Annotated in this window: 22 protein-coding genes; 12 read left to right on the forward strand and 10 right to left on the reverse strand. The window is 67.3% G+C overall.

Features of this window, described 5'->3' with window-relative positions; translation table 11 throughout:
• The first annotated feature begins 37 nt into the window (after positions 1 to 37).
• From KF791_16095 to KF791_16105, 3 genes are all read left to right on the forward strand, one after another.
• The gene (locus tag KF791_16095) at positions 38 to 1,435 is read left to right on the forward strand and encodes a Gfo/Idh/MocA family oxidoreductase (GenBank protein MBX3734098.1); all 1,398 of its coding nucleotides are present in this window, start codon (positions 38 to 40) and stop codon (positions 1,433 to 1,435) included.
• 148 nt (positions 1,436 to 1,583) lie between these two features.
• Positions 1,584 to 2,519 (forward strand): FAD:protein FMN transferase, encoded by a 936-nt coding sequence (locus KF791_16100; protein MBX3734099.1) that lies wholly within the window; start codon positions 1,584 to 1,586, stop codon positions 2,517 to 2,519.
• A gap of 76 nt (positions 2,520 to 2,595) precedes the next feature.
• Entirely contained in the window at positions 2,596 to 4,473 is a 1,878-nt protein-coding gene (locus tag KF791_16105) for an O-antigen ligase family protein (GenBank protein MBX3734100.1), read from the forward strand.
• Between the two features lie 9 nt (positions 4,474 to 4,482).
• Here KF791_16105 and KF791_16110 read toward each other — a convergent pair whose 3' ends face one another.
• From KF791_16110 to KF791_16130, 5 genes are all read right to left on the reverse strand, one after another.
• Positions 4,483 to 5,364 carry a metal ABC transporter permease gene (locus KF791_16110; protein ID MBX3734101.1) on the reverse strand — a complete coding sequence of 294 codons (882 nt, stop codon included), beginning with the start codon at positions 5,362 to 5,364 and terminating at the stop codon, positions 4,483 to 4,485.
• Positions 5,361 to 6,203 carry a metal ABC transporter permease gene (locus tag KF791_16115; GenBank protein MBX3734102.1) on the reverse strand — a complete coding sequence of 281 codons (843 nt, stop codon included), beginning with the start codon at positions 6,201 to 6,203 and terminating at the stop codon, positions 5,361 to 5,363. The genes KF791_16110 and KF791_16115 overlap by 4 nt, the downstream gene beginning before the upstream one ends.
• Positions 6,204 to 6,237: 34 nt before the next feature.
• A complete protein-coding gene (locus KF791_16120; protein ID MBX3734103.1) occupies positions 6,238 to 7,167 on the reverse strand; it encodes an ATP-binding cassette domain-containing protein in 930 nt (309 codons plus the stop codon).
• A 17-nt stretch (positions 7,168 to 7,184) separates the two neighbouring features.
• On the reverse strand, positions 7,185 to 8,072 hold the full coding sequence (locus KF791_16125; GenBank protein ID MBX3734104.1) for a metal ABC transporter substrate-binding protein: 888 nt from the start codon (positions 8,070 to 8,072) through the stop codon (positions 7,185 to 7,187).
• Between the two features lie 83 nt (positions 8,073 to 8,155).
• Complete coding sequence (locus KF791_16130; protein MBX3734105.1) at positions 8,156 to 9,103, reverse strand: type II secretion system protein; 948 nt, start codon at positions 9,101 to 9,103, stop codon at positions 8,156 to 8,158.
• Positions 9,104 to 9,248: 145 nt separating this feature from the next.
• On the opposite strand from KF791_16130, the gene mntR reads away from it, so the two are divergent.
• The 9 genes from mntR to KF791_16175 all read left to right on the forward strand — a co-directional run bounded on the left by mntR (position 9,249) and on the right by KF791_16175 (position 15,569).
• A complete protein-coding gene (mntR, locus tag KF791_16135) occupies positions 9,249 to 9,704 on the forward strand; it encodes a transcriptional regulator MntR (GenBank protein MBX3734106.1) in 456 nt (151 codons plus the stop codon).
• Between the two features lie 180 nt (positions 9,705 to 9,884).
• The gene (locus KF791_16140; protein ID MBX3734107.1) at positions 9,885 to 10,592 is read left to right on the forward strand and encodes a MotA/TolQ/ExbB proton channel family protein; all 708 of its coding nucleotides are present in this window, start codon (positions 9,885 to 9,887) and stop codon (positions 10,590 to 10,592) included.
• Positions 10,593 to 10,619: 27 nt separating this feature from the next.
• A complete protein-coding gene (locus tag KF791_16145) occupies positions 10,620 to 11,042 on the forward strand; it encodes a biopolymer transporter ExbD (protein ID MBX3734108.1) in 423 nt (140 codons plus the stop codon).
• A gap of 6 nt (positions 11,043 to 11,048) precedes the next feature.
• A complete protein-coding gene (locus KF791_16150) occupies positions 11,049 to 12,047 on the forward strand; it encodes a TonB family protein (GenBank protein MBX3734109.1) in 999 nt (332 codons plus the stop codon).
• A complete protein-coding gene (locus KF791_16155) occupies positions 12,044 to 13,237 on the forward strand; it encodes a PD40 domain-containing protein (protein ID MBX3734110.1) in 1,194 nt (397 codons plus the stop codon). The genes KF791_16150 and KF791_16155 overlap by 4 nt, the downstream gene beginning before the upstream one ends.
• Positions 13,238 to 13,551: 314 nt before the next feature.
• Positions 13,552 to 13,908: a peptidoglycan-associated lipoprotein Pal gene (gene pal / locus KF791_16160; GenBank protein ID MBX3734111.1), complete on the forward strand. Its 357-nt coding sequence runs from the start codon at positions 13,552 to 13,554 to the stop codon at positions 13,906 to 13,908.
• Positions 13,909 to 14,026: 118 nt separating this feature from the next.
• Complete coding sequence (locus tag KF791_16165) at positions 14,027 to 14,215, forward strand: twin-arginine translocase TatA/TatE family subunit (protein ID MBX3734112.1); 189 nt, start codon at positions 14,027 to 14,029, stop codon at positions 14,213 to 14,215.
• Between the two features lie 34 nt (positions 14,216 to 14,249).
• Positions 14,250 to 14,516: a twin-arginine translocase TatA/TatE family subunit gene (gene tatA / locus KF791_16170; protein ID MBX3734113.1), complete on the forward strand. Its 267-nt coding sequence runs from the start codon at positions 14,250 to 14,252 to the stop codon at positions 14,514 to 14,516.
• A gap of 30 nt (positions 14,517 to 14,546) precedes the next feature.
• Entirely contained in the window at positions 14,547 to 15,569 is a 1,023-nt protein-coding gene (locus KF791_16175; GenBank protein MBX3734114.1) for a twin-arginine translocase subunit TatC, read from the forward strand.
• A 34-nt stretch (positions 15,570 to 15,603) separates the two neighbouring features.
• Here the strand turns inward: KF791_16175 and larE are convergent, their stop codons facing one another.
• The 5 genes from larE to KF791_16200 all read right to left on the reverse strand — a co-directional run bounded on the left by larE (position 15,604) and on the right by KF791_16200 (position 21,086).
• Positions 15,604 to 16,449 (reverse strand): ATP-dependent sacrificial sulfur transferase LarE, encoded by an 846-nt coding sequence (larE, locus tag KF791_16180; protein ID MBX3734115.1) that lies wholly within the window; start codon positions 16,447 to 16,449, stop codon positions 15,604 to 15,606.
• An 85-nt stretch (positions 16,450 to 16,534) separates the two neighbouring features.
• Positions 16,535 to 17,311, reverse strand: coding sequence for a ribonuclease III (gene rnc, locus KF791_16185; GenBank protein ID MBX3734116.1), 777 nt, complete (start codon positions 17,309 to 17,311; stop codon positions 16,535 to 16,537).
• Positions 17,312 to 17,330: 19 nt separating this feature from the next.
• Complete coding sequence (locus tag KF791_16190) at positions 17,331 to 17,915, reverse strand: hypothetical protein (GenBank protein MBX3734117.1); 585 nt, start codon at positions 17,913 to 17,915, stop codon at positions 17,331 to 17,333.
• Between the two features lie 88 nt (positions 17,916 to 18,003).
• Positions 18,004 to 20,013, reverse strand: coding sequence for a DNA mismatch repair endonuclease MutL (mutL, locus tag KF791_16195; GenBank protein MBX3734118.1), 2,010 nt, complete (start codon positions 20,011 to 20,013; stop codon positions 18,004 to 18,006).
• Between the two features lie 80 nt (positions 20,014 to 20,093).
• Positions 20,094 to 21,086: an L-histidine N(alpha)-methyltransferase gene (locus tag KF791_16200; protein MBX3734119.1), complete on the reverse strand. Its 993-nt coding sequence runs from the start codon at positions 21,084 to 21,086 to the stop codon at positions 20,094 to 20,096.
• Between the last annotated feature and the right edge of the window lie 42 nt (positions 21,087 to 21,128).

Here is a 21,128-nt window from a genome sequence, read left to right on the forward strand (position 1 = left end):
CGAATCCACGAGTTTCTACACACAGCATTCTGCGCTCATGTCCACTGAATCCTCTTCCACTTCGCCCTCCCGTCGCGAGTTCCTCCGTCGGACCACGGGTGCGCTGGCCGTCGCCGGCGCGGTCCGGTCGTTCAAGACCCCCGTGTACGGCCAGAACCAGGCGCCATCCGCCAACGTCGTCGGCGCCAACAACCGGATTGTCTGCGGCTACATCGGCGTGGGCGGTCAGGGAGCCGGCGCCCATGTCGGCCAGGACCTGGCCCACCACCAGGAGTTCAATGTCGCCCTCGCGGCCGTGTGCGACGTTTCCAAACACCGGGTGGAGGCGGCGAAGCAGCAGATCGCCGGGGGTGGCGCCGGGCCGGCCGAGGGTTACGAAGACTACCGGAAGTTGCTCGCCCGCAAGGATATTGACGCCATCTACTGCGCCACGGTGGATCACTGGCACACCCGGATCTGCTGCGACGCGATGGAGGCGGGCAAGCATGTGTATGTCGAGAAGCCGATGACCCGTTACCTGGCCGAGGGTTTCGAGATCTACGACATGGTCCGCAAGACGGGCAAGGTCCTTCAGGTGGGTTCCCAGGGATGCTCGGATGACAAGTGGCATCAGGCCGCCAAATGGATCCGTGACGGGAAGATCGGCAAGATCGTCATGCTCCAGGGCAGCTACATGCGGAACAATCCCTGGGGGGAATGGAACTATACCATCCAGCCATGGTGCACGGCCGAGGATACCAACTGGGCGATGTGGCAGGGCGACCAGATCAAGAAGCAGATGCCCTTCAACGCCGACCACTACTTCCGCTGGCGCAAATACTACCCGTACTGCTCAGGGCTGCTTGGGGACCTGTTCCCGCACAAGCTCCATCCCTACATGCTGGCCACCGGCAAGCCGGAGTTTCCGACTCGCGTGGCCGCCATCGGCAGCAAGGCGTTCAAGACGGATCTTTTCGAGGAGGGGCGCAAGCCGGAGCAGGTCACAAAATACGTCCGCGATGTGCCGGAGATCATCGAGCTGATTGCCGAGTTTCCCAGCGGCTACGTGATGCACATCACGTCGAGCACGGTCAACGAGCTCGGGACCCAGGAGGTGATCCGCGGCCACAGGGCCAACCTCACCATGGCCGGCAACCGCGTCGAACTGCGTCCGGAGCGCCCGTTTGCCGAGGAGATTGACGCGGAGACCAGCCCGGCGTTCGGCAGCGAGAGCGTCGCCTCGCACCATCGCAACTTCTACGACAGCATCCGGGCCAACAAGGAGCCCAATGCCAACATTGACCTCGCGGTCAAGGTGCAGACGGTGATCTCCCTCGCCGAGGCCTCCGACCGCATCGGCACCATGTGCTACTTCGACGAGACGACGCGCAAGGTGAAGGATGGCATGGGACGCGAGCTTCAGGTGCCCTACTACGGCTGGGACGCCGATTCCTGATTCCCGACCTGAAGGTTACCCGCCTCCCCCGGGGTGCCATGTCGCGGACGCCGGCCCTTCCCGGGCCGGCGTTTCCGTTTTTCCCGACGGGGACGGCTCCCGGGGAACTCTCAGGGAGCGCTTGGGACGCCGCTGCCCATTGAACTCCATGCCCGCCCTGTTCCAGGAAGTCCGGGTCGCCCGTCTGGCCATGGCGACGCGCTTCGAGTTCGTGCTGCATGGCGGGAACCCCGCAACGCTCCGGGCGGCGGGCGAGGAGGCGCTCGACGAGGTGGACCGCCTCGAGGACCTGCTCAGTTTGTATCGTCCGCACTCGGACATCGCCCGCATCAACGCGTCCAGTCCGGGACGTCCGGTGCGGGTGGCGCCTGAGACCTTCCGCCTGTTGGAGCGGGCCCGCGAGCTGTGCGCCCGGACCGACGGGGCCTTTGACGTGACCGCCGGGCCGCTGGTCCGGGCCTGGGGATTTCATGGCGAACCGGGGGCGTCCCCGGATCCCGACGTTCTCGGGGCGGCGAGGCGACGCTGCGGCTGGGAACGAGTTGTGATGGATGCCTCCACAGGATGCGTGGGGTTTGACGGTGAGGCCGGCCTGCTGGATCTCGGAGGGATCGGCAAGGGATACGCGCTGGACCGGGCGGTCGGCATCCTTCGGGAGGCGGGGGTGACGACGGCGCTGCTGCATGGCGGCACGAGCACGGTGGTGGGCATCGGGACGCGATCGGAAGCAACCGGCTGGAGGGTCGCGCTGGCGCGGTGGCCCGGCGACGCCGGGGGCGGCGTGGTGACGCTGCACGACGAATCGCTGTCGGTGTCGGCCGTGTGGGGGCGCTCGTTTGCGGGCAACTCCGGCAGCCCTGCCGGGCATGTGATGGATCCACGTTCCGGCGTTCCGCTGCCGGGGACCGGGACGGGGACGCAGATGGCGGCGGTCGCGCTGCGGTCCGCAGCGGATGCCGATGCGGTGTCCACCGCGCTGCTCGTGCTGGGCGAAGCCGGGGTGGCCCTGCTCTCCAGCCGGTTTCCAGGACTCCGGACCTGGCTCGACGCCGGGGCGGATCCATCCGGGGCCCGCGGGGGCTGAGGAAGGTCGGGGTGCCGCCGAGGAAGTTCTGCTTCCGGCGGGTGGCGCTTCCCGCCTACGTTCGCAGAAATCAACCATGTGGGACCCGGAGAAACTCGACGAGGTGTGCGAACAGGCGTTGGTGGGGATCGTTCTGGCACTGGTCACCGTGGCGGTGGCGATTTTTGGGGGCATCCGGACCAGTGAGTTTGCGCTGCTCATCGGGCTGGCGCTGCTGTCCCTGCCCGTCTGGATCGCGCGCCTCTGGCTGAATCCGTCCAACCGCCTGCTGCTGCATCCGATGTTATGGCCCTGCCTGGCCTTCGTGGGTTATGCGGCGTGGCGGATGACCGGGGTGGATGTGGCCTATCCCGCACGCAGGGAGTTCCTCCTGCTGGTCGTGTCGGCGATCGTGTTTCTGGTGGCCCTGAACAATTTTTACCGTCAGGAACCGACCCAGTGGGTGACGCATGCCCTGGTGGCCCTCGGGGGGCTGGCGGCGGCGTATGCCGTGATCCAGTGGGTCAGCGGCTCGAACCGCATTCTGTGGCTGTTGCAGCCGGCAACCTACGTCAAGCGGGCCGGCGGCCCGTTCGTCAATCCCAACCACCTCGCCGGGTTTCTCGTTCTGCTGCTCCCGCTGGCGCTGGCCCAGGTCTTTGTCGGGCGCGGAAAACCCCTCGCCCGGGTGCTCCACGGCTATGCCGCGTTCCTCATGGCCGGCGGCATCGCCGTGACGATGTCGCGCGGTGGCTGGGCGGCGGCGGCGGTGGCCCTCCTGGTGTTATTTGCCTGGCTGGGCTGGCGGCGGCGGGAGCTGCGGCTTCCGGTGGCGATCGCGGTGGTGGTGCTCGTCGCCGGCGGGATCGTGTTTCTGTCGCGCTCCGAGAAGGCCCGTGCGCGCATCGAGAACTTCACCACCGAGGGCACTGCCGACTCGGCGGGACGCCGCGAGCTCTGGAAACCGGCCGTCGCCATGTGGCGGGATCACGAATGGCTGGGGGTGGGGCCCGCGCAGTTCGATGTGCGGTTCCCCCAGTATCGTCCGCCTCGCTTCCAGGCCTCGCCGGTATGGGTGCACAACGAGTACCTCAACCTGCTCGTGGATTACGGCATCGCGGGAACCGCCCTCTTCGGGCTGACCTTCGCCGCGTTTGCCTGGGGGCTCGTGGCCTCCAGCCGCTATGTGGAACGGGCCGCCGGGGATCTGGGATCCCGCAGCAGCAATCGCACGGCCTTTTTCCTCGGGGCCTGGGTCGGCCTCCTGGGGCTCGGGGTGCACTGCGTGGTGGACTTCGACCTGCACATTCCGGGAATCGCCGTCACGGCCGCCCTGCTGACCGGATTGCTGGCGGCCAATATCCGGTTCGCCACCGAACGTTTCTGGTTTCGGCCCCGCTGGATGGGACGCATCGCGCTCACCGCGGGAGCCGTCACGATGGTCGCCTGGATGCTCCCGATCGCACTCAGGCTGGGACGCGAGGGCCTGGCGCTCAACCGGGTGCGTCAGATCCGGACCCTCTCGCCGGAGTTGATCGCCGCCCTGGATCGCGCGGTCCGGGAGAGTCCGGACAACGACCGGACGGTGTATGAACTGGGCGAAGTCCACCGGCGTTTCAGCCTGCAGGGGGAGGACGCGTGGCGGGAGCACGGTGCGCAGGCCGTGTCCCGGTTCGAGGAGGCGATTGCCCTGAATCCACACAATGCCCGGGCGCATCTGGCGCTCGGCAAGACCCACCAGTGGCTGAATCAGCCGGAGATCGCGGCCGCTGCGTTTGCCGAGGCCCTTCGGCTCGGACCGAACGACATCGAGATCCAGAACGCCATCGCCTGGTACCTGCTGCAGCAGGGGCGTATTGCCGAGGCCCGGCAAATGGCCCAGCAGTCCCTGCAGTGGCAGTGGTGGAGCAACCCGCTCGCCCAGGACATCCTGGCGCAGGCGGAACTGCGGATGCGGGTGCCCGACGCCCCGTAACCACTCAGCTCAGCGGGATGCGGCCGGGTCGGCCTCGGCGGCCCGGCCGGCCGGGGCCGCTGCGGACCGCCCGCGGGCCGCCAGCAGGCCGCGCTTCGGGGCCAACAGAAGCGCCAGGACAAACAGCGTGGACTGCGCCAGGACGATGCACGCACCGGTGGACGCGTTCAGGAAGAAGCTGACATACGTCCCGACCGTTGTGGCCATCACGGCCGTGGCGACCGCGATGGCCATCACGCGGGGAAACCGGTCGGCCAGGAGCAATCCGACACATCCCGGCGTCACCAGCATCGCCACCACGAGCAGGATGCCCACCGCCTTGAGCGAGGTGACGATCGTCAACGACAGCAGGATCAGCAGGACGTAATTCATCACCTGGGGATTCCGTCCGATGGTGCGCAGGTGCCCCGGATCGAAGCAGAACAGCAGCAGATCCTTTCGCAGGATCCAGGTGAGGAGGAGCGCGGCCAACCCGATTCCGGCCGTCTCAACGACCTGATTCCGGGGCAGTCCCAAAAGGCTGCCGAACAGGATGTGATTGAGATGCTGATCCGATTCGACGCGGGTGAACAGAACCAGGCCGAGGGCAAACATTCCGGTGAAGACCACCCCCAGGACGGTGTCCTCCTTGACGCGACTGTGGGACTTGATGAATCCGGTCCCGATCGTGCAGACCAGTGCGGAAGCGAAGGCGCCGAGGGCGATGGGCAGGCCGGCAATGTAGGCGAGCACGATGCCCGGCAGGACCGCATGCGAGATGGCGTCGCCCATGAGGGACCACCCCTTGAGCACCAGAAAGCAGGAGAGGACGGCGCAGACCGTGCCGATGACCAGACCGACCGCGAGGGCAGTCCGCATGAACTCGAACTGAAACGGGGCGCTCCAGTTCATGCGGGGATGCGGACGCGGCCGGCCAGCATCCCGTGACGCGGGGCGAACACCAGCACCGTCAGGAAGATCAGCGTCTGGAGCACGACAATGCAGCCACCCGGGGATCCGTTGACGAAGTAGCTCGCGTAGGCGCCCGCCGCCCCGGTGACCGCACCCAAGCCGCCGGCCAGGAACATCATCCGTCCGAAACGGTCCGTCAGCAGGTAGGCGGTGGCCCCGGGTGTGATCAGGGTGGCGACGACCAGGCAGGCGCCGACCGCCTGGAGCGAGGCGACCGCGGTCGCGGCCAGCAGGGTGAGCAGCGTGAAATGCAACCGCAGCGGGTTCAGCCCGAGCGCCCGCGTCTGCTGCGGGTCAAAGCAATACAGGACGAGGTCCCTCCACTGCACCGCCAGCACCCCCAGGGTGATCGCCGCGATGACCACGACCTGGAGGATGTCGCCCCTCGAGATCCCCAACAGATTGCCCAGGATGATGGTTCGAAGGCTCAGGCCGCTGGGGCGCAGGGAAATCATCAGCAGTCCCGCCGCAAAAAAGGTGGTGAACACCACGCCGATGACCGCGTCCTCGCGGAGGGAGGTCCGCGCCCGGATGAATCCCATCCCGCCGGCAGCGAGCAACCCTGCCGCAAACGCGCCGGCGCCGAAGGGCAGCCCGGCCATTGCCGCCAGCGCCACTCCGGGCACCACCGCATGGGACAGGGCATCCCCCATCAGGGACCACCCCTTGAGCGTGATGAAGCAGGACAACAGTCCGCACACGCCCCCGATCAGCGCACTGACCCAGATCGCCTTGACCAGGTACTCATACTGGAAGGGGATGAGCAGCGGGGAGGTCATGGAAGTGTGAGGACGCCGATGCCGGGGCTCATCCCTATCCCTCGTCCTCCGGCGTGGTTCGGGCGCGGACCACATCCTCGTGGCGGCTCCGCTCGGTGAATTCCAGGTGGCCGTCTTTGCCGAGAACCAGGGGTCGTTCGTCGTCCGTGAGCACCGTGATGGCGCGCCCGTCGTGCGGTTGCACGGTGGACTGGTCGAAGCGGAAATGTCTCAGCACCCCGCCGAAGGCGAGGGCGAGGTTGGCCTCGGTGAACGTCGCTGCCATCGGACCGGCGGCGATCAGGGTGCGTTGGATGATCACCGCATGGTCGCAAAATTCGGGCACGGAACCGAGGTTGTGGGTGGAAACCAGGACCAGGTGCCCGGAGGACCGGAGTTCCCGCAGAAGGTCCACGATTGCCGCCTCGGTCTTCACGTCCACGCCGGTGAACGGTTCGTCCAGGAGGATCAGATGTGCCTCCTGGGCCAGCGCACGCGCCAGGAAGACCCGCTTGCGCTGGCCACCCGAAAGTTCGCCGATCTGGCGGTTCCGAAAGCCTTCCAGCTGCACGCGCTCGAGGCTGGTCCGCACGGCCTCGCGATCCCGGCGGCCCGCCAGGCGCAAGAAATTCATGTGGCCGTAGCGGCCCATCATGACCACGTCCTCGACGGTCACCGGAAAGGACCAGTCCACCTCCTCGGCTTGGGGCACGTACGCCACCCGGTTCTGCTTCAGCGCGGCGCCCACCGGGCGGCCGCCGATGCGGATGTCCCCCGCGACCGTACGGAGAAACCCCATGATCGCCTTGAAGAGGGTGGATTTTCCCGAGCCGTTGATGCCGACGAGGGCGCAGATGGATCCGGGATCCAGGTGGAAGGTCACGTCGCGAACCGCGATCACGCCGTTGGGATAGGTGACCGTGACCCCATTGACGGCGAGGTCGGTCCGGACCGGTCCGGCGGCGGGGCGTGAATTGGGGGCCATGCGTCGTGGGCGGGGATTCAGGGCGCAGCAAGGCCGCGGGCCACGGTCTGAACGTTCGCCTCCAGGAGGCGGAGGTAGGTGGGTGCGGGTCCGTCGGGTCCGGTCAGCGAGTCCACATGGAGGACGCCCCCGTAGCGCGCCCCGGTCTCCTTCGCGACCTGTCGCATCGCCCGGTCGCTGATGGTGCTTTCGCTGAACACAACGGGAATGTGGTGCCGACGGACCTGGTCCACGACCTCCCGGACTTGCTGGGGCGTGGCCTCCTCATCGGCATTCACGGGCCACAGGTACAGTTCCTTCAAGCCATAATCCCGCGCCAGGTAGGTAAAGGCCCCCTCACTGGTCACCAGCCAGCGACGCTCCTCGGGAATGCCGGCCAGCACCGCGCGCAGCCGGGAATCAATCTCCCGCAGTCGTCCGATGTAGGCCGCGGCGTTGGCGTCGTAGGCCGCGGCGTTCGCCGGATCGAGCCGAACCAGCGCCTGCCGGATGGCTTCCACGTACAGGACCGCATTGGAGGGGGACATCCAGCTGTGCGGGTTTGGCTTGCCGGTGTAGGGGCCGCTGCGGATTCCCAGCGGTTCGATGCCGTCGCTCAAGACCACGCTGGGAACGTCCCGCACGCTGCCGAAGAACCGTTCAAACCAGCGCTCCAGTCCAAGGCCGTTCCAGAGGACCAGGTCGGCGGCCTGGGCCTTGACGATGTCCTGGGGTGTCGGCTCGTAGTCATGGATCTCCGCACCCGGCTTGGTGATGCATTCCACCACGGCGTTCGTGCCGGCGACATTGCGGGCCATGTCCTGGAGGATGGTGAACGTGGTCAGCACCCGGAGCCGACGCGTGCCCGATTCCGGGTCGGCGGCCGAATCCGGATCGGTGGGGCGACAACCGGCGACACCCACCATCAGGCACAGGCAAAGGATCCATTGGAGCGCCCCACGCGCACCGGTGGTGACCCCTTCCCGGAACCGCACGGGCACGGGAGCGTTCATCGCAGGCTCCACAGGTTGTCTTCCGGGCTGCGGTAGGTCGCTTCAAACCGAAGGTACCGCACGCTGCCGTCGCAGAACGAGTAGTAGCCCCCCTTCCCGTATCGGCCCTTGCCGTTGAGGGCGACGCCCGGCTTTCGACCTTCGATCTGCTGCGCCCATTCGGACGCTCCCCGCGCTCCTGGAAACAGTTCCACCGGTGGCGCAGCCCGCCCCCGCCGCCAGAAATACGGGTCTTCGGGGTCCGCAGCATCGCTCCAGGGGTCGAAACACATGTCGAAATACTCGCTGAACCAGAAGGCGTGTCCCGGATCCCCCACCGGCAGGGGGTCGGGGATCCGGACGCCGACCACCTTGTCCCATTCGCCGTGCCTGAGGGTGGCATACACGGTGTTGGCAGGCTTCAGAAACTCCGAGGCGCGGGCGCCGATGCCGGTCACCAGTCCGTTATCACTGAAGGAGCCCCACATGGCGGGAACCCGGCGATCGGGATCGGCAGGATCAAACCACACGTTCCGTTTGCTGCGCTCGCGTCCCTGGGAGTCCACCCCCCCCTGCATGCCGCCGATGTACCGGTTCAATGCGTTTTGGTATCCCTGAACATCCCAGAAATTTACCGTCGTCGGCAGGCCGTCCGGTCCGGGAACCATGGTGGCCGGGAACCGGTCAAGGTTGTCATCGGCATACAGGGTCGCCGCCACAACAATCTGGCGCATGTTGTTGATGGTGACGGCACCCTGACCGGCTCGACGGGCTGCGGCCAGCGACGGCAGCAACATGCCGGCGAGGATGGCGATGATGGCGATGACCACCAGCAGTTCAATGAGGGTGAAGCCGCTTCCGCCCGTCGCGGTTTGGAGATCCGAGACCCGCGCGCCGAAGCGCTGTGGCGTCGGCGACGGGGGACGGCATTGGCGAACGCTTCGGCGTGTCGGTTCGGATTCCATGGAGGCGTGGACAGCGTTCCGGGGGGAACGACGGCCTGTTCCTAGTTTCGACAACTGTTTTTGTCAAAAGCATTTGTTTTACCTTACAAACTTTGAAGCCACGGGAGGCTTGGCGGGGGACTGGCGGGCGTGGCAGTTTCCGGGGGTGCCGTCCTCCTCCACACGCCATACACGGTCGCCACGACGGTCGGAATCCACGGAGGATCACCTGGAGCGGATTCAGGAGTTGGTCGAAGCGAAGGGGTATGCGCGGGTTTCGGACATCGCCGAGGCGCTGGAGCTGAGCCGTTCCACGGTCTCGAACATGGTGCGACGGCTGGCGGCGCGGGGGTTCGTCAATTACGAGCGCTACCGCGGCTTTACCCTGACCGCCGAGGGACAGGCCGTGGCGCGGCACATCACGCGCCGGCACCGCACGCTGAGCGACCTGCTGGCGCTCCTGGGGGTGGCGCCGGAGGCCGTCGCCGATGATGTCGAGGACATCGAACATCACCTGCGCCCGCAGACGCTCCGGGTCTTCGAGTCGCTGGTGGAGTTCTTGCGGAACCATCCGGCAGCCCACCGGCAGTTCCTGGAATTTCACCGGAAACGGGAAGGATGACCGGGGCCGCTGGAATTCCCGGGAGGGCGACTGAACACCACAGGGCGCGGCGGCGTCCATGACCGCACCAAGGCTTTGCCGGGAAACCCTTTGACCGTCCGCGACGCGGGCATTAAACGGTGTCCGCGTCACCGCAACCATGAATCCGCGACGCCTCCGATGAATTTCTCCGCCGGCCTGATGGCCGCCAGCGACGGGTTTACCCTCACCTACATCTGGGACCGGGCGACGACCGAAGCCAAGGTCATCATCGTCCTCCTGCTGGTCTTCTCGATTTTTGCGTGGTCGGTGATGGCCTCCAAGGCGGTCCAGATCCGACGGGCCCGGAAGTTGAACCACTATTTCGACGCGGAATTCCGCGCCCAGCAATCGGTGCTGTCCATCTACGACCGCAGGCTTCAGGTGGTCGGATGCCCGCTGTTCGGAGTGTACCTCGAGGGCTGCACCGACCTGGATGCCCGGCTCAAGGGACCCGAAGGCGCGCGGCGTCCGCAGGCGACCCTCAAGGCCATGGAGCACGTGAAGCGCACCCTGGAAGGTTCGGTGGCCCGTGAGGCGCTCCGGCTCGAATCCGGATTGGTGCTCCTGGCCGTCGCGGTGAGCGGCGCCCCGTTCCTCGGCCTGCTGGGCACGGTGTGGGGTGTCATGGATGCCTTTGGCGCCGTCGCGATCGCCGCCCAGGCGGGGGTGCGGCCGGACATCGGGGTCATGGCCCCGGGGGTGTCCGCCGCGCTGTCCACCACGGTGGCCGGACTCCTGGTCGCCATCCCGTCCATGTTCGGTTACAACTGGCTGGTGCACTCGCTCCGGGTGAACTCGGTGGAACTCGACAATTTTGCGCAGACCCTCGCCTCGCGCATGGAGACGGAATTCCTGAAGGACGAGTAGCCGGCTGTCCGCACGCCCTTCCTCACCATGCGTCGGTACTCCCAGCGGCATTCCCTCGTCACGCTCAGCGAGATCAATGTCACGCCGCTGCTCGATCTGGCCTTCGTGCTGCTGATCATCTTCATCATCACCACCCCGGTGCTCGAGCAGAGCATCAACTTGAACCTGCCGGTGGGCGGCGGCCCCAAGCGGTTGGCACGACCCCAGGATGTGGTGCTCGCGGAGGTGGGGCGCGACGGGGTGTACTACCTGCGCGGAACCCGGGTCGGGGACGTCCGCGGCCTCGAGGCGGCCCTCGTCCGCGAATATCAAAACAATTCCAATCTCGTCGTGCAGTTGCGTGCGGACCGCGAAGGGCCTTACAAGTACCCGGTCAGCATCATCGAGGCCGCCCAGCGCCAGGGCCTGACCCGTTTCAGCCTGATGACCGAGCCCGCCGCCCGCCGATAAATCCCCGTGGATCGCACCCTCCAACGCTACCTGCTGGGCTCGACCATGGCCCATGGGGCCCTGCTGGCCCTGGTGTTGCTGCTGGGAGCCCTTGCGGCCCGGAAGGCCATCCAGCCCGAAGTGCCCATCCTGGAGATCCTGCCGACCGACCTCCAACTGACCATGGGCAACCAGATCGGCGGCGGCACACCCAACCCCCTGCCGCCCGGCACGAAAGAGGTCGAGGGGCGGCCGCCGCAGCGCTCCCAGGCCCCCCCCGAGGTCCCGCGCGCCGCGGAACCACCGCCGCTTCCCGTTCCACGAACACCGGATCCTCCGGCACCGTCGAAACCCGCGCCAAAGGCGATCGAAAAGCCCGATCCGCCCAAGACCGCGCCCCCCAAGGTGGAGGCGGCTCCGCAGGCCAAGCCCGTGGTGCGCGCCCAGGACGTGGACCGGACCCGGCCGCAGGACAAACCGGTCGCCCCGGTCGCCGACAAGGCACCTCCCGCGCCCCGGCAGATCGAGGTGAGCACAGCCCGCCGCAAACGGACGGACGACGACTCCCGCGCAGCGGCGGAGGCGGCAGAATCCGCAACCGCGGCCGCGCGGGCCCGGGAACAGCGCCTCGCCAGCGCCCGAAACCTCGCCGAGCGCCTGTCCGGAGCGGCATCGGGCGTGTCACGCAACGTCGGTGCGACCACCCAGATCCAGATGCCCGGACCGGGCGGTGCCGCCTACGCCCCCTATTATTCCTACCTGCAAGCCTTCCTGAAGCAGCAATGGCGCAAGCCGGCCACCTCCACGGAACGGGAGGCCCAGACCACGGTCCGGCTTGCCATCGCGCGGGACGGCACCATTCTCGCCGCCGACATCACCCGCCGCTCCGGGGTAAAGGCGCTTGATACCTCCGTGGAGGAATTGTTCCGGCGGCTCCGCAAGCTGCGGCCGTTGCCGGATGCCTTCACCGAGACGCGGATGGAGGTTCCAGTTTCCTTCGTTCTCGAAAGTGATTCGTCCTTATGAACCGTTGTTATCGTCCATTGACCCTGCTGGCGCTGGCCGGCGTTTTGTCCCTGTTGCGCCCCGCGATGCTGGGGGCTGCCGAGCCGGGGGTTGTCATCCGGGATGCGGCCAACCGGGTCATCCCGATTGCCCTGTCGGGCTTCAGTGACGAGGTGCGGCGGGTGCTGGAGTTCGACCTCTATGTCGTCGGCTTCGACGTCAAACCGGCGACGCCGCAGTATCAGCTCGTCGGGGCCCCGGGGGGAGGGCCGGTGCGGGCGACCCTGACGGACGTGAACAATTCCCAGACCCTGTTCGCCCGGGCCTACCCGGGCGGGTCCCCGCGCGCCCAGGCGCACGCCCTCGCCGACGACGTGGTCAAGACCCTCCTTCAACTGCCGGGCATCGCCAGCACCCGGATTGCCTTCAAGAACTCCCCGGGCGGCCGCAACGGCCAGGGGGAGACGATTTCGGAGATCTGGGCCTCCGATTATGATGGGGCGAACCCGATCGCGCTCACCGGGGATGGCACGATCGCGGCGGCGCCAAGCTGGGTTCCCGGCCGGCTGGAATTGTTCTACGTCACGTATCGTTCCGTGCGGCCGGAGATCTACATGCAGAACCTGCGAACCGGGGACCGGAAGCGGATCTTCTCCTTTCCGGGAACCAGCATGAGCCCGGCGGTGTCGCCCGACGGCACACGGGTGGCCATGATCCTGAGCAAGAGCGGCAGCCCGGACCTGTGGGTGGCCAATGTGGACGGCACCGGGCTGCGCCAGTTGACGACCACCAAGGAATTGGAAGCGTCCCCTTGCTGGTCCCCCGACGGCACCCGCATTTGTTTCACGTCCACGGAGGGGGGGCGTCCCGCCCTGTACACAATCCCGGCTGGTGGCGGGGTGATGACCCGCCTTCGTACCGGTGGCGTGACCCAGTGCACGGAGCCCGACTGGTCGCCGGACGGCAAATGGATCGCCTTCACCCGGGCCTCCGGGGAGTTCACCCTGTATGTGGTGCCCGCCGCTGGCGGCGACGCCCGCGCCCTGGTCGCCGGGGAGGACCCCTCGTGGTCCCCAAATTCCCGAACGCTGGTGTTTGCACGGCGTTCCGGCTCGGAGCGGCGACTGTCGCTGCTTGACGTGCCCACGGGGCAGGTCAAGGATTTGGCCCGCATCTCGGGTAATTGCTCCCAACCCAGTTGGGCGCGGTGAACGTCTGTGATTCCAAGTTTGTTATGAACCCACTTCTGACCCGTGTTGGTCTCGTTGTCCTTTCCGCCCTGATCGCGGCGGGCGCCGTCGGTTGCTCCAAGGAGCCCAAGAACCTGACCCCGCTGCCCGCGGGCCGCTCGGGAGGCGCCGCGCCAACGGGCAGCATCCCGGTGGATCCCGGGGCGGGCACGGGGCGGTTGGGGCCGGGCGGGACGGTCTCGTCCACAGACCTCACCGGGACGTACGGGGATGGCACCTTCACCGGGGATCCGACCCTGAGTGACTTGAACCCGGCAGATGCCCAGCGGGACCGCATGCAGTTTGCGAGCGACACGATCTACTTCGACTTCGACAAGTCGAACGTGAAATCGCAGTACAATGCCAATGTGCGCGTGGTGGCCGACTACCTGAAGTCGCACCCGTCGGAGAGCGTGCTGATCGAGGGCCACTGCGACGAGCGGGGCACCGAGGAGTACAACCGGGCTCTCGGCGAGCGCCGGGCCCTGTCAGTCCGCGAACGGTTGCTGGCGCTCGGCGTGAATACGGACCAGATCGCGACGATCAGCTACGGCGAGGAAAAGCCGGTGGCATTCGGACGGACGGAGGCGGATTTCGCCAAGAACCGACGCGCCGAATTCGTGCTGCTGGTGGGCTTGGAACCCGCGCATTGACGGGAGAAGCATCACCGGAGGGCCTCCGGAGTGTGGGACGCGCCGATCCCCGGTGGCATGGCAGGGGGCCCCGGTTTTGTTCCTTTACCGCCGGCAAGGGCGCCCCTAGTTTCGCGACATGAAGGAAGATTGGATCGCCCCGCTGGTGGCCATGCTGGGCACGACAGAGATCATGATCATTGCGGTCGTGGTCCTCGTGCTCTTCGGGGCCCGGAAGATCCCGGACCTCATGAAAGGCGTCGGCACGGGGATCAAGGAATTCAAAAAGGCGTCGAAGGACGACGAGACACCTGTCAAACCCTCCTGAAGCCGATTTTTCGATGACGTTCCCCCCCCTCGGCATGCTGGGCTCCACCGAGATCCTCGTGATCGCGGTGGTGGTGCTCGTGATTTTCGGCGCTAAGAAAGTTCCGGAGCTGATGAAGGGGGTGGGGACGGGCATCAAGGAGTTCAAAAAGGCCTCCCGGGACGTCCAGGAAGAACTTCATCGGGCGATGGACGAAGTGGAGCGGACGCCTCCTCCTCCCGCACCGCCGCCGCCCGCCCCGCGTCCGAACTCCGATTCCCTGGCGACGTCAAATCCTGAACCGCCGCGGCCGCACGGTTGAGTCCGCACGCATCCTTTTCTTCAGGGACGCATGGCTGACGAGCTGGAGGTGATGCCTCCTGATCAGGACGGGGAGGAGGGCGGAGGCCCGGTCAAAACCTTCCTGGAGCACCTTGAGGACCTTCGGTGGACGCTCCTGAAGTGCGTTCTGGCGCTCGCCCTCGGCATGGTCGCGGCGATCAGCGCCAGTCCCTACCTGATCAAGTTTCTCACCTGGCCGTTGGTGCTCGCCCAGCGGGTCAAGACGGTCCCCGAACCCCGCGCGGTCCTGCTGGTGGGAACCAACGTCTTTGCCCGTCTGCCGTTGTCGGAGTTTCCGGTGCCGGGAGCCCCGACGAATCGGGATGTCTTCCTTCGCCTGATGCCCGTCGCGCCGCCGGATGCGCCGGGGGTTGGTCCCTCCAACGCCCTCTGGTCGGCCTGGGTGGCGGATCCCAATCCCCCGGAGGCGGCCACCTTCGACTTCAATGTGGACCTCAAGACCATGGGACCGATCGAGGGGTTTTCGGTGGCGATCAAACTGGGGCTGTATGGCGGCTTGGCGCTGAGCGCGCCGTTTGTCCTGCTGTTCCTCGCGCAGTTCATCATCCCGGCCCTGCATGTGCATGAACGTCGCTTCGTGTACCGGGTCGCCGGGTTTGGAACCCTCCTGTTCTTCACAGGCGTCGCCTTCTGCTATTTCGTAATGCTGGTGGTCTCCCTCAGCACGACCGTGAGCTTCTCCAACTGGCTGGGCTTCACCGCCGACGAATGGCGCGCCGGTGAATACGTGAGCTTCGTCTGCTGGTTCCTGCTCGGCATGGGACTGGCCTTCCAGCTCCCGCTGGTGCTGCTCACGCTTGTGCGGGTCGGAATCCTCGATGCCCGGCAGTTGTCCGGACTGCGAATGTACTGGGTGGTCGTCGGTCTGACCCTCGCGGGCTTCATCACGCCGGACGGCAACCCGATGACGATGCTGCTGATGTTCATCCCGCTCCATGCGCTCTACGAGATCAGCGTGCTGATCGCGCGCTTCTGGGAGCGTCGGGAGGCCCGGGAGGCCGCGGCAGCGTGACCTCCGCGCCCGGCGACCACCTGGCGGGCGCGGGTCAAGGCGCGGGCCGGAACGTCACCGGCGAACCGTCCACGCCGTTGGTGCTTCCCCGCCGGTAACCTCGCAGGTCCACGGTCACCTGATCGTATCCCAGACTGCCGAGATATGCGGCCACCCCGGCGGCGAGGTCCGGATCCAGCAACCGGACGAGCTGGTCACGTCCCACCTCGATCCGGGCCAGGGCGCCCTGCCGCAACGCGTGATGACGCACCCGCACGTCGTAAAACCCGAGGTCCCGGAGGTGGCTCTCGGCCAACTCGATCATCCGCAGCTTCTCCGGAGTGACCGGTTCCCCGGTGGGAACACGGGAACTCAGACACGCCATCTGGGGCTTGTCGGCGGTGGGTAGTCCCAGGCGGACGCTGAGCTCGCGGATGTCCCCCTTGGTCAGCCCGGCCTCTTTCAGCGGGGCCCGGACCTCGAATTCCGAAGCCGCAACGGCACCCGGCCGGTGGTCTCCCGCATCGCTGGCGTTTTCCCCATAGGCGATCACCGCAAATCCACCGGCACGCGCGAGGGGAACCAGTTCGGTGAACAGCGCATGCTTGCAGAAATAACAGCGGTTGGAGGGATTCGCGAGATAGGCGGGATCCGTGAACTCCCCGGTCTCCACCACCTGCAGCGGGATCCCATGCGCACCGGCGATGGCCACGGCATCGGCCAGTTCGCGACGGGGCAGGCTCGGCGAATCGGCGATCACCGCCCGGGAGCGGGCCCCCAGGACGTCGGAGGCGACCCGCGCCAGAAACACGGAGTCCACCCCGCCGGAATAGGCGATCAGGCACGACCCGTAGCTCCGAATCGCCGCACGCAACCGGTCGTACTTCGCCTCAAGTGTCATGCCACCCACAGGATGCGGCACGCCGCCCCCAAGTCCAGTTCCCGGCCCGAACGGCGGCGATGCCGGTGGGATTCCGGGCATCGGATCATTCCCGATGGCCGGGCGGCAACGGGGAGTCGGGTTCCGACGGGGCCCCGGCGGGGGCTGGCACCGGAGCCAGCCCGATGGCCACCGGACCCCGCAGGCGGACGAGCGCGCTGACGGCCGCGGCGCTTTCCGCCAGTTTCTTGCTCCGTCCGACGCCCCGCCCGAGCTCGGATCCCTGGTGATAGACCGCGCATTCGAACTGGCGGAAATGATCCGGTCCGCTCACCGAAATCTGGTCATACCGTGGGGGTTCCGGGGAGGTCATCTGCAGGAGTTCCTGCAGCTCCCCCTTGGGGTTGGTCAGGCTCGGCAGCTCGGTGAGCTCACCAAATTCCTCGACGAACAACCGCAGCAGGATTTCCCGCGTGGCTTCATACCCCGCATCAATGAACAGCGCGCCGATGACCGCTTCGAAGGCGTCGGCAATCGTGGACGACCGGGTGCGGCCGCCGGTGGTCTCTTCACCCCGGCTCAGGATGAGGTGGTCCCCCAGTCGCAGGCGCCGTCCCTGGGCGGCCAGGGAGGTGCGGTTCACCAACTGGGCACGGGCCTGGGTGAGCGGCCCCTCGCCGTAGGAGGGGAACTTGTGGTACAGCTCGGCCGTGATGACGATCTGCAGGACCGCGTCGCCGAGGAACTCCAGGCGCTGGTTGTGATGTTGCGAGAGGCCGCTGCCCGATTCATGGGCCAGGGAGGGGTGGGTCAGGGCAAGGACCAGGAGATTGCGATCCCGGAAGGTGTATCCCAGCGCGGTCTCCAGGGAACGGGGATCCATCGGCGGGACGGGATGCGCATCAGCCGGCAGCCGGCGCCAGCGAAGTCACCTCGCTCGGGGGATTGAACGGCTCCTCCAAGGGCTCCGGGACCGCCGGTCCATCCGGACCGTGCGCGAGCAGGTCGGCCACCTGGAGCTGCACGGCCTCCAACTGGTCCAGTTGCAGCCCGGGATCCGCGATGGCGAACACGTCCCCGGATTTGGGATGCTCATAGACGAGGACCCGTCCTTCCGGCTCCTGGCGCTGGACTTTCACCTTCAGCTGGCGTTTGCGTTCCAGCATCACGGCGAGAATGTAGCAGGCGGGGGCGAACCGGGGGTCGTTTCGCTCCAGCAGCCTGCGCAGGAGGGATTCCGCATCGTCGCGGGCGATGGGCTCGGGCGGCGCGGACGGCGGTGCCTCGTAGACGCCCCGCCAATGAGAAACCAGGTTCGGACGCCCCAGGACCTCCGGTCCATGCGCCTTCCACGCCTCGGCGCACAGATCCAGGCGCTCGAACCCCGGGCCGTTCTCAAGCAGGACCGTGTAGTACACCTCCCGGTCGGCAAACGTCCGACCCGTGAGCGCGCAGGCATGGGCGCGCAATTGAATGTTCCACTCCATTATGTCAGCCCCCCGTGCCGCCGTGGCACGAACGACTGCGAGTATTGAAGGCGAACGACCAACTGCAATCCGCATTTCCGTCCGGCGTTCAGCCCGTCCGGCCGAACTTCTTCTCCAGCTCCCTCCAGTTCATTTCAATGAGCGTCGGGCGTCCGTGCGGACAGGTGTAGGGCATGGCACACAAGCGGAGGTCGGCGACGAGCTGCTCCAGTTCGCGGGGCCCCAACGGATCGTTGGCCTTCACCGCATGGCGGCACACCGTCTTTGCGACAACGTCCTCGCCGAGCCGTCCCGTGTTCACCCCGCCCCCGGCCGCCTGCAGCGCGTCGAGGAGGTCGGTCACAAACTGCCTCGAATTTGGGGTGCGCACGAACGGTGGCAGGGCGTCCAGAAGGTACGTCCGGTCCCCGAACTCCCTCAGGCCCACCCCCAGGCGGCTTAACGGCTCCAGGTGACGCTTCAGGAACGCCGCCTCCCGCGGCGCAAGCTCCACGGTCTCGGGCAGCAGCAGCCGCTGCGACGGCGCCTGCTGCCCCGACTCGATCCGCGCCAGCATCTGCTCGAACAGGATTCGTTCATGGGCGGCATGCTGGTCCAGCAACACCAGGCCGCGATCGGATTCCAGGACGACGTAGAGTCGTCCGACCACACCGACCATCCGCAAGGGCACCCGGAGCAGCGGCGTGGGGGTGGCATCGGGTGGGGCCTGAGGCTTCTCGTGAGGGACCGCGGCTGGAGCGGGCGCGGGCATGGGCATAGGCCCGGGCGCGGCCGCACCGGGCCCGGTGGACTTGAGGGAGAGCGGCAGCGGGGGCTGTTCCGGATAGGGCGCAGGAGAGGACGGGGGGGACTCGAGTTGGAAGCCAGCAGATGGGATTGGACCCCCGGGGGACCGCACCGCCGGGCCCTGCGGGGGCGGAGAAGCGGACGTCATCGGCGGCGCTGGGGCCGTCGGCGTGAGGTCACCGGCGCGATGATGCTCCAGCAGCGCCTCGCGGACCGCACCCGCCACCCAGCGTCGCACCGCGGCCTCCTCGCGAAACTTCACCTCGCGCTTCTGCGGATGCACGTTCACGTCCACGGCGGCGGGATCCATTTCGACGAAGAGGCAGCACACCGGGTAGCGCCCCTTCATCAGTGCGGTGTGGTAGCCCTCGAGCAGCGCGAAGTTCAGACCCCGGTTCTCGACCGGACGCTGATTGACGAACAGGTGCTGGTCGGAACGGTTGGACCGTGAGACGCCCGGGGCGCCAATAAAGCCCCACACTCGACATGGAACCGGCCCCGGGCTGCCGGACTCCGCACCCGCGGCATCATGAAGCGTCAACGGGTCGTCCTCCCCGGTCTCCAGCAGCCCGGGTACGGCGTCCGCCTCCTCGGCAGGTGCACGGGTGGCGTCCACCGGAAGCAGCGGGACGTCGGCACCCATCAACTGCCGCAGGCGCTCCCGCAAAGCGGGAAACCGTTCGGCGGGGGTGGTCCATCGAATGGCCGGCAGATCCCAGACGGGACGGCCCTCGCCGACCAGGGTGAAGGCGACCTGAGGGTGCGCGAGTGCCGCCAGCGTCACCGTGTGGAGAATGTGGGCGCGCTCCGTTTCCTCGCTCCGGAGGAACTTCCGCCGCGCCGGGAGGTTGTAGAACAGCTGCCGAACCTCCACCGCGGTGCCTTCCGGGGAGGCCGCGGCACGCACGTGGATGATCTTGCCGCCGTGCAACACCACCTCGGTCCCCTCCCCGGCCGGTTCCCCCCGTTCGCGGGTCGTCAGGGTGAAACGGCTCACGCTGGCGATGCTCGGTAGCGCCTCCCCGCGGAAGCCCATGGTGGTGATCGCGGCGAGGTCCTCCGCCCTGCGGATCTTGGAGGTCGCATGCCGCTCCAGACACATCAGCGCGTCGTCACGGCCCATGCCGGTCCCGTCATCGGTCACTCGAATGAGACCGCGCCCGCCCGCACCCACCTCCACCACGATCCGCCGCGCGTCCGCATCCAGGGCGTTCTCGACCAACTCCTTCACGACGCTGGCGGGCCGGTCCACGACCTCGCCGGCGGCAATCTGGTTTGCGACCTGTTCCGATAGCAGACGGATGCGGTTCACCGGAACCCGATGGAACCGCAGCAGCTTCCCGGGGGGAAGGTTCAATGCCCGCCCGCCACCCGTGGAGCCACCCCGCCCCGTCAGCGGCCGGCCTTCCGGGCCAGGAAAACCCCTTCCTCACCGGACGGACTGGTCCAGGCGCCATCCACCCGGATTCCCTCGGCACCCAGCAGTCGCCTCACGGCGTCCGGCGTGTGACGGTAGGACGTGAAGAGGCGGAAGGGCTCCCCGCGCCGGAGTGGGAACGCTTCATCATCGGACAGGAGCGCGGTGTCCTCCGCGACCACCCAGTCGGCGACGATCCGCCGCACGTCCGGGATTCCGGGATCCTGCTCGATCGCAAACTGAAGCGCATCGGTCCGCAGGGATGCGCCGTGGTCCTCCAGCACCGTGCCCAGCCAACGGCGGGTCTCCGGGTTGTCATATTGTGGCAACACCCGGCGAACCCCCGCCTCAATGGCGGCACCCGGCGCGAGATTGGCGCTGAGCAACAGGACGTCTCCCGGCCGCAACAGTCCCGCCAGCCGCGGAATGAGGATGCCGGGTTCGAAGTTGGGCAGCATGCCGAAGAACAACACCAGGCGCACCGTCGCGCCCGTTCCCGGTTCGCCAAGCGCCGCGGCAAGGTCTGAAGCTTCCGCAAGGTCCGCCACGATCGGACGGATGTCCCCAAGCCCCGGGATTCTCAGCGCCGCCGTCCGCGCAATAAGCGTCAGCGGGGCGCTCACATCCAAAGGCACATACGCGAGACGGCGCGGTGCGGCGGCGAGGGACTGGAGCAACCGGACGTCCTTCTGTCCGCCACCACAACCCAGACTGACCACCTCGACGTCATCCCCTCCGAGTTCATCGGCGACCGCTTCGAAGGCCCTGCCATATGCCCCGAGGCATCCGGGGTCCGTCACGGCCGGCGAATGGGCGGTGTGGACGGCCAGCCAGCGGTGGGCGCGGCGGACCGTGTCGTAGTGGAACTTCGGATTCATGCGGCGCGCGGCGAGGCTGGCGCGCCACTGGTCGCGGACGGCGTCCGGAAACTGGCTTGGATGAAAGGCGACCGGGACAAGGGACGACATGATCCGGATGGGGTCGGTGGGGGCCCCGGCGGGGGTGCGCCG

This window comes from Verrucomicrobiia bacterium, from assembly GCA_019634635.1.
Lineage (GTDB): Bacteria > Verrucomicrobiota > Verrucomicrobiia > Limisphaerales > UBA9464 > UBA9464.